This window comes from Alteromonas sp. BMJM2, assembly GCF_027257845.1.
Lineage (GTDB): Bacteria > Pseudomonadota > Gammaproteobacteria > Enterobacterales > Alteromonadaceae > Alteromonas.
On the sequence record NZ_JAPVOT010000004.1, the window covers coordinates 237,652 to 246,934 of the forward strand.

Sequence of the window (9,283 nt, forward strand, 5' to 3'; positions counted from 1 at the left end):
CACAGATTTGCTCCCAATTTTGTTCACAGAACCTCTCACGTACAGCCGTATCTATCGACTACGACATACAGCATGGGTTTTTCTGGCGTCTCATCCCTAAAAATTTAAAGCATCGACTTAACTAGCTACAGACCAATAAAATCAATGGTTCGAGGACAGGCTCAATACTTTCCTTATACCCCTAAATAATGTTCTTTCTTCCTCGCTGGTAAAAGAGCTTTTAGCCTACGAACATGAAACGCATTTTTTAAAATGGGCGAAGGCTGGAATAGTCTCCTTGCATAGCGCCTTTGTTGTGCATTGTATTGCTTAAAATAAGTGCATATAAGCGACGTAAATAACGACACTTATAACAATACATATAAGAACGCATACAAGAACGCCAAGCCTGACTACTGTTAAACGCTCAAGTTCATCAATTTATCAGTGCAACAACTTTCAACGGAGCAAAAGCGTTAATGGAAATAGAACTACTGCTGTTTGTAGTTACGTTATGTGCAACAGGTGCAATTGCAGGGATAACTGCAGGCCTGTTCGGCAATGGTGGAGGTTTTGTCGTAGTACCTGCCCTTTTAGCCGTGTTTCCTTTCTTTACTCCTCCTTCAGAGGCATTGGTAAAAGTGGCCATTGGAACCTCATTAGCCTCTATTGTTGTTTCTAGTGCTCGTTCTGTCATGGCCCATAAAGCAAAAGGTGCTGTGGATTTCGATATACTTCGCTCGTGGAGCATTTGGCTTGTGCTGGGTGTAATAGGTGGAGTGGCGATTGCAAGTTATACCAGCGCTAACGGCCTCACCGTGGTATTCGCGGCCGGAGTATTATTGTACTCGGTGTATTTTTTATTTCCTGAATTCGTCGTTCGACCAGGCCTTGTATTCGCGATGCCCTCGGGAAAGGGTAAAGCGTTGCTTGCCTTCGTACTAGGAGGCTTTTCTGCATTGCTGGGTATTGGTGGCGGCACACCAACCGTTATCACCATGGTGATGTGCAAACGCAGTATTCAGCAAGCGGTAGCTACCGCTGCAGGCGTTGGCTTTTTAATTGGGTTACCCGGTGCTATCGGCTTTTTATTTATGACACATTCTCAAACTGGTGCACTGCCGTTTGGTACCGTTGGCTACATCAATCTACCTGCCCTTGTGGCTATTAGCATTGGCGCTATTTTTACCGCGCCTATTGGGGCCAAAATGGCCCATAACTTTAGTGAAAAAAGACTGAAGCGCTTATTTGGTATCTATCTCGTCCTTGTGTCTAGCGCTATGTTTTACAAAGCAATGTAGGCGAGTAACAGAAAAATTAATGATGAAGAAAAAGGAATAACACCATGACTATGAATCGCTCAAGACGTTTATTTCTTGGCGGAAGCGCCGCGGCTACGGCTTTAGGAGCAAGCGGCATTGTTACCACCCTAGGCGCCCAGGCAGCAACCGCTCAGGCATTAAAAAATCAACCGCCACTTCGCTATGGCCCTAAACCAGGGGTAGCCAAACTTAATGCCAACGAAAATCCATTTGGCCCCAGCCCTGCGGCACTTAAAGCCATATCGGATGCTGCAGCGCAAGGTGGTGCATACTATGCCTATCCTGCAGCCATGAGATTAATAGACATGATTGCAGAGCGACACGGCATTGAAAAAACAAATATATCGCTAAGCGCAGGCTCAAGCCCAATTTTATCTTATACCGCGTTAGCGGCTAGTCAAAAGGGCAATATTTTAGGGCCTGATCTATTTTGGGATACCACGTCCAAAGCGCCTGAAAAACAAGGGGGTCGTGAAATTATCCGCGTAGCTAATACGGCCGCGCTAGATATTGATTTAGACGCTATTTACAACGCTATCGATGGCTCTATTGGTATGGTGCACATATGTAACCCTAATAACCCAACTGGAAAAATTTTAGACCCTAAAGCGCTGAGAGAGTTTTGCATTAAAGCCTCTAAGAAAACGCTGGTGCTGGTAGATGAAGCATACAACGAACTTACCGATGACCCATCGGCACATACCATGATCCCACTCGTTAAAGCTGGCCACAATATAGTCGTGGCTCGTACCTTCTCGAAAATTTATGGCCTTGCGGGTATGCGGGTGGGTTACCTAATAGCATCAGAACAAAATACTGAATGGGTAAATCAATACGGGATGGGTAATTACACGTTGAACCAAGCCGGTCTTGCGGCAGCGATTGCAAGCTATAACGATGATGCATTTCTCACGTTTTCAAAAGATAAAATTCTACAGGGCCGCGCGATGGTGATGGATGCTGTGAAAGCTAACGGTTTGACAGCCGCATCATCGAGTACTAATTTCGTCTTTGTCAATTTAGGAAGTGGAAATGCTGAACACTTCAGACGTGCAATGGCTGAAAAAGACATATTGATCCGCGGTATTTACAGAAGTTACAACAATTGGTCTCGGGTTAGCATGGGCACAATTAGCGATGTGCAAAGGTATATTGATGCAATACCAGAAGCCCTAGAAAAGATGGAAAAAGCCCAAAACGTTTAATCAGCACTGTTTTCCTGTGCGTCTTCAATCCCGGCGCACAGACCTAAAACCTCTATAGACCTATTCATTTACCTCTTTGGCCACACTTTTAGACTTAAAGTATAATACGCACAAAAGTCACTTTTGCCATATAATCAAAAATATTAAAAGTACGGCTATCTGCAAACTTTTTTTCATCGATTGTTGCAGTAACGCTAATCTTGCACATACTTTACTACTGTGCAGACATGATAGATGCCATCTAGGAGATTTTTAATGTCGATATCTGTTTTAGTTGCTGATGACTCTAAGCTGTCAAGACGCAGTGTAATTCGCGCATTGCCACAAGATTTAGACTATACCATTAGTGAAGCAACGAATGGCCAAGAGGCCATAAACTTGCTGACAGACACAACGTTTGATCTACTATTGCTCGACCTCACTATGCCCGAGGTAGATGGCGTTGGCGTGTTGGAATACCTTCATGACCAAGCAAGTACACTCAACGTTATTGTTATCAGTGCTGATTTTCAGCCAGAGAAACAAAAGATTGTGATATCACTTGGCGCAAAGCGTTTTTTGAGAAAACCACTAGACAAAGAAGAGCTCGCGATGGCGATGTTCGAATTGGGGTACTTATGAGTATTGTGTTACCACTTGACGAAGATCAAAGAGATGCGCTGCAAGAGTTGCTCAATATATCAATGGGGCAAGCTGCTAATTCACTTGCTCAACTTATTGAAACGAAAATTGATATATCTATTCCATTAATCTCTACCGTTACGCCGGATGAGCTATACAGTCTATTGTTTGAAACCAAAGATGCATTTTATACCCGCCAGTCATTTTTAGGCGATATTCACGGCGAAGTCATGTCGGTGCTATCTCAGTCTGGACTGGCAGAGGTGGCAAAACTTATGGATTACGAAGAGCCTCTTACAAAAGAAGACGTTCAAGAAATCATACTAGAACTTTGCAACATTCTTGCAGGTGCCTGCTTAGCGGGACTGTCTGATCAGTTAGAGCTGACCACGAACTTAAATATGCCAACCCTATTTCAACCTGAAAAGTCGAACTTCACTGATTTGCAGTGGCAACATACATTGGTCATGGAAGTGCAATTTGTTATCGCGATATCCTCTTTCAGCATGCGCGTCGTTTTTTGTTTAGACGATGAATCTCTCATCAGAATGAAAGACACATTGGATGAGTTACTCGGGTAATGTTCGAACAACTCGTTGGTAAACTTCCCGTTGGGATCGGCATTGTTGACGAAGCATTCAACGTGGTTTACTTGAATGACTTTTTTTTAGACCGCTTGCCACACGAGTTGCGAAAAGACTATAAAGAACAACCTGTCACTGAATTATTCAAAGGCCAAGGAAAATTTCTCAAACGGCGACTTAAGTCGGTGTTTGTGTTGCAACACCCCAGCTTTAGTTATTGGGAACAACGGCCACACATATTCCCGTTTAAAAGTAGCCGCCCCATTACGGGTGAAGAAACCCAGATGTATCAAAATATGGAAATCATTCCCATAAAAGATAATACATCCAGCAGAAAATTAGCCTGCATATTCCTTCAAGATGTAACCGCCCAGGCTAGCTATTTTCGTGCCCAGCAAAAGCTCTCTCAGGCGCTAAAAAGAGAACACGCTGAGCAGCGTAAGCTCATCAGAAAACTGGATACCGCACAAAGCCAGCTTATTCAAGCTGAAAAAATGGCCTCTACGGGACAGTTAGCAGCAGGTATAGCTCATGAAATCAATAATCCTATAGGCTTTGTTACTGCAAACTTAGATACCTTGTCTCAGTATGCATCACATCTTTTGGCAATATGTGATGGTGTGGAATCTCAAATCACTCATTTCACAGAAGAGATGCAAGAACAGATTCAATCTCTGTATGAAAGTAACCACTATGCAATGCTAAAGGACGATATTACCGAGCTTATTGATGAGTCGAGCGAAGGTTTGGGTCGTGTGAGAGACATCGTCGAAAACCTTAAAAACTTTTCTTTAGAGACCGCTGATGGCTATCAAACGATTGAAGTATGCAGCGTGGCAAAACAGCTTATTACATTAATATCGGCGCAGTATGCAAAGCCTGAGTATAAGTTTGAATGTGCTAAGGAAAAGCTAGAAATCATTGGCGACCCTGGCACGCTCAAGCAAGCACTGATGAACGTAATGGTTAACGCAGCCCAGGCCATTGAAGATAAAGGCTTTATAAAGCTTAGCGTTATCGAAAACGACAATGATATTGCGTTTAAAATTTTAGACAGCGGGTGTGGTATTGCTGAACAAAACGTAAAGCGTATATTTGAACCTTTCTTTACTACCAAACCTGAAGGGCAAGGTCAGGGATTGGGCTTATCTGTTGCCTATACCGCAATAGAGAAACATCAGGGAAAAGTGTCTATCAGCAGTAAAGAAGGAAAAGGCACCGTTGTGCAAATTACGATCCCCAAAAGCCCCCCGCAATCTCCGTCTACTGACAATTTAGAGACCGCGACTGAAGCGCTTTCAAAATAGCGCTAACGAAAAAGCGACTTGCCTAGATTCTGGCTCAGTTTCTAACATAGTTACTGGTTTATAGCTCCTTGCTAATAGTTCCAGCGCATTTTGTGAGGTAGTGCTGGGCTCAACACTTGTATTAGTCACGTAAAATAAACACGTAATACGTATTTTTCTAGGGCCTGTTAGTTTAGCCGCTCTCAACTAGCTGCTGTCAGTTTAGCGGACGAGCACTGAGTAAACGTTAATACACTATCATCTACTAGCGTTTTTGTTAGTTCCCCCTCGGCAACCAAATAATTCAAATGGGCGTAACACTCCGCCACGGCAAAAACCATATTTCTACTAGAGAGTTTTCGCTTAAACATCACGGGCAACAACTGAGCCACTGTTTGGGGTGTTGCACAGGCTTTTTTTAATGCGCAGAGATGTTGATGGTGATGAGCAAGTAACTCATCAACCCGTTGGTGCAAGCCTACAAACGGGAGCTTGTGAGCGGGTAATACAACTGTATCTTCTGGGAGCGCTTTGAACGGAGGGAGCGTGGTGAGGTAGTCATGCAAAGTAAGCGCGTCAGGTTCGGTAGAGTAAGCGCCAATATTAGGCGTTATCATGGGCAGTATGTGGTCCCCCGAAATTAACACCCCTTTACTTTCGCAGTAGAGACAAGCGTGCTCTGGAGAATGTCCTCTTCCAACCAATACTTTCCACTCTTTATTATCAAATGACAGCACATCATTGTGCTTCAATCGCCTATAACTCACTGGAATAGGCGATACTACCTGGCTAAACCCCTTGCCGTCTCCCTGAGTAAGCTTCTCAACTAGCTCGCTGTCTAGGCCAGCTTGACTAAAGTAACGGACATCTCTTTTATTCGACGCACCATTTTTACCCGCACAAAACGCTCTAGCAGTGAAGTACTCTGTTTGTGACATATAAAAAGGAACGTCAAATTCGTCGGCAATCCAACCCGCTAGCCCAATGTGGTCGGGATGAAGATGGGTGACGATAACGGCGGATATGTTGCCATCGAGCTTTTCAAATATCTGTTGCCACAACGCTTTCGTTGTCGACGTACCAATACCCGTATCAACAACCACCCAGTTGTCTCCATCTTTAATAAGATAGAGATTAATGTGGTCAAGTTCGAACGGCAAAGGCATAGTTAGCCACATAACACCGTTCGCAATTTCAACAAGTTCACCAGGCTGTGGCTGTTTGTCTGCTAGATATTGCATGGCATACCTCTTTTAAAGATATAAAACTGATTATACGGGATGTTACTTCTAACGCGGCTTAAACGTAAAAACAAACGTATCTCTCGAATGAACATCTATAGTAGTAAGTTATAACAATGTGCTGACTTTGTAGATAATGGAATGAGGATAACCGACGGCGAGGTGCGGTATACTTAGCTTTTCTGGCTGGGAATCGGGTTTCTAATAGCGAATTAGCAGCAATAGGTTTTGAAAAGTGGTAGTAGCTCATTGTTTAGAGTTGATAAACAAAAGAAAAGCATGGCGTGATTAAACAAGGTTATATTCTCAATAAAAGCACGTTTACCGAAAAGGGTAAGGCGTTTGTTGAGCTGTGGGTGAAAACACACGAAAAGACGGTAAGGCTAGTGTCTTCGCCTCAGCAGCCCACTTGTTTTGTTGCTATGGATAATAAAGACAAACTTATAAGTGCTTTAGCCGCCTCAGGTATGTTGCGCCGTGATGTGTCCTTTCCCTCTGACCACTTTAAAACACTAGAGCAAATATCGGTTGTTACTGTAAAAACCAATACCGAAAGCCAAATGCACAAGCTCAGAAAAATTGCGACCGAAAATAGTATCACGCTTTATGAAGCAGATATTCGGTTAGCCGACCGATACCTTATGGAACGTTTCATTTATGGTGCTATAGAGTTTGTTTCTCCTAGCAACGACAATGAAATAACTAACGCTCGAATTAGACCGTCTAACTATTTGCCAGCATTCACCTGGGTAAGTGTTGATATTGAATGCGATGAGACCGAATCACTATTTAGCATTTCAATCGCAGGTGAGAGCCATAACGAAGTCATCTTAGTTAGGCCCCCTACTTTCGAAAGTAAGGAATTAGTATCAACGAGTCAGCATTACACGTTGACGGTGGTTGATAGCGAGAAAACGCTGCTCAACGTATTTTTCTCCCGAATCTGCAGCATCGACCCTGATATTATTTTGGGCTGGAATGTGAAGCAGTTTGACTTCGCTGTCATAGCGCGACGTGCAAAGCGCGTTAATGAAAAACTATTGATGGGCCGACAGGGTAGAGAGGCCACGGCGAGAGAATGGGATGACCAAGTACTGGTTAATATACCGGGCCGCTGCATTGTCGACGGTATAGAAGCGCTAAAAACAATGACATATCACTTCGACTCGTTTTCTTTAGACAATGTAGCCGAGCAGCTTTTAAACGAAAATAAGCTTATTCAAGAAGACGATAAACTCAAGGCAATCAAGCATCAGTATTTGCACGCGCCCTTATCTCTTGCCGACTACAACTTTAAAGACAGCGAACTCGTAAACAGTATCCAACAAAAAACCCAGTTTATTGATTTCTTAACGCTGCGAGGCACGTTGACGGGACTTGAGTTAGGTAGACCCGGTGGGTCAGTTGCCGCGTTTTTAAACGTATATTTACCAAAGCTGCATAGAGAGCATTATGTTGCTGGCGTGCGACCGTCAAATGGCGGGCTTGCAAGCCCTGGTGGATACGTAATGCGTTCCTTACCAGGACTGTATGATGATGTACTGGTTTTAGATTTTAAAAGCCTTTATCCGTCAATAATACGCACATTTAATATCGACCCCTTGGGGTTAGCTGAAGGTTTGCTTTCTCCTGAAAAAGCCATTCCTGGCTTCAAGGGAGCTGTTTTTAGCCGTACCAAACACTTCTTGCCCGACATTATCAAAAATCTTTGGGCACAACGTGACGAAGCAAAGCGTCAAGAAGACAAACCCCGCTCTCAGGCTATCAAGATTATAATGAACTCGTTTTATGGCGTATTAGGTAGTGGCGGCTGCCCTTTTTACGACCCTAGACTCGCCAGTTCAATTACCCTACGTGGCCATGACATTATGCAGACCACTGCGAAATGGATTGAAGAGTTAGGATATACGGTTATCTACGGTGATACAGACTCAACCTTTGTTCACTTAAATGATAATGTTTCACTCGGTACGCCTAAGGAAACAGGTAAGCAGCTTGCTACAATTATCAATCAAAAATGGCAGAATCTTATCGCTAAAGAATTTAACCTCACCTGCGAGCTAGAGATTGAGTTTGAATCTCATTTTACCAAGTTCTTTATGCCTACTATCAGAGGTTCATCAGAGGGAAGTAAGAAACGTTATGCTGGTATTCGAGATACGGGGATAGAACATACTGAGCCTCAACGGGCATCTAACGACGATGACGGTACCACTTTCTCTGAAGATAACATAAATAAGAGTACTGAGACCGAAGAATTAGTGTTTAAAGGGCTAGAAAACGTTCGCTCTGATTGGACACAATTAGCAAAGGACTTTCAGTACGAGCTTTACAGTAAAGTATTTAAACAGCAGCCTGTGAATCAATTTATACGAGATACGATTGATAAGATAAATAGTGGGGATGCAGACCAACAGCTGATTTATAAAAAGCGTTTAAGAAAACCGCTGTCGTCTTATACAAAATCTCATCCACCTCATGTGAAGGCCGCTATTTTGGCCGACAAACTAAATGCAGAGCGTCGAGCACCATTGCAGTATCAACGTAATAGAACCATATCCTATGTGATTACATTAAATGGCCCCCAGACCAGCGATATGGTGCGCTCCCCGCTAGACTATAATCATTATGTTGACAAGCAAATTCGCCCAATCGCAGAAAGTATCCTCCCATTAGTCGGAATAGATTTCAGCGACATCGTCAACGATCAACTCATGCTCTTTTAATAAAGGGGGTCAGATCCACATTTTCTGTTATCTATTCTCGTTTGAGCCTATAGATAACAACAGTGGGTTCTATTCCTCTTTTATGAGCGTTGAGTTTGATTATGTTTGTTTAGGTTGGGGATAAATACTGTTCTGACCCCGTTTATTTTTTACTTCGACAGCAAAACTTACAAGCTGAAGATGACAATATATTGGGTTCTGACCCTGAGGTATCCCCACAAATAAAATAGCAAAATCAGTGAGATAAAAAAGAAGGGAACATTCATGACGTTTGGTGATCAGATCAATCGCCAAACATCACTGAGACCAAACAACCATG

Annotated in this window: 7 protein-coding genes; 6 read left to right on the top strand and 1 reads right to left on the bottom strand. The window is 43.2% G+C overall.

Annotated features, from left to right (window positions below; genetic code table 11):
* Positions 1-458 precede the first annotated feature (458 nt).
* From O9X84_RS07065 to O9X84_RS07085, 5 genes are all read left to right on the top strand, one after another.
* Complete coding sequence (locus O9X84_RS07065; protein WP_269518970.1) at positions 459-1,280, top strand: sulfite exporter TauE/SafE family protein; 822 nt, start codon at positions 459-461, stop codon at positions 1,278-1,280.
* A 44-nt stretch (positions 1,281-1,324) separates the two neighbouring features.
* Positions 1,325-2,506 carry a pyridoxal phosphate-dependent aminotransferase gene (locus tag O9X84_RS07070; RefSeq protein WP_269518972.1) on the top strand — a complete coding sequence of 394 codons (1,182 nt, stop codon included), beginning with the start codon at positions 1,325-1,327 and terminating at the stop codon, positions 2,504-2,506.
* Positions 2,507-2,761: 255 nt separating this feature from the next.
* Entirely contained in the window at positions 2,762-3,127 is a 366-nt protein-coding gene (locus O9X84_RS07075; protein ID WP_269518974.1) for a response regulator, read from the top strand.
* Positions 3,124-3,708, top strand: a complete 585-nt coding sequence (locus O9X84_RS07080; RefSeq protein WP_269518975.1) for a chemotaxis protein CheX — start codon at positions 3,124-3,126, stop codon at positions 3,706-3,708. Before O9X84_RS07075 ends, O9X84_RS07080 begins: the two co-directional genes overlap by 4 nt.
* Positions 3,708-5,018, top strand: a complete 1,311-nt coding sequence (locus O9X84_RS07085) for a sensor histidine kinase (RefSeq protein WP_269518976.1) — start codon at positions 3,708-3,710, stop codon at positions 5,016-5,018. The genes O9X84_RS07080 and O9X84_RS07085 overlap by 1 nt, the downstream gene beginning before the upstream one ends.
* 182 nt (positions 5,019-5,200) lie before the next feature.
* On the opposite strand, the gene O9X84_RS07090 is transcribed toward O9X84_RS07085, so the two are convergent.
* Positions 5,201-6,238, bottom strand: a complete 1,038-nt coding sequence (locus O9X84_RS07090) for an MBL fold metallo-hydrolase (protein ID WP_269518977.1) — start codon at positions 6,236-6,238, stop codon at positions 5,201-5,203.
* A gap of 284 nt (positions 6,239-6,522) precedes the next feature.
* On the opposite strand from O9X84_RS07090, the gene O9X84_RS07095 reads away from it, so the two are divergent.
* Entirely contained in the window at positions 6,523-8,964 is a 2,442-nt protein-coding gene (locus tag O9X84_RS07095) for a DNA polymerase II (protein ID WP_269518978.1), read from the top strand.
* Positions 8,965-9,283: the final 319 nt, after the last annotated feature.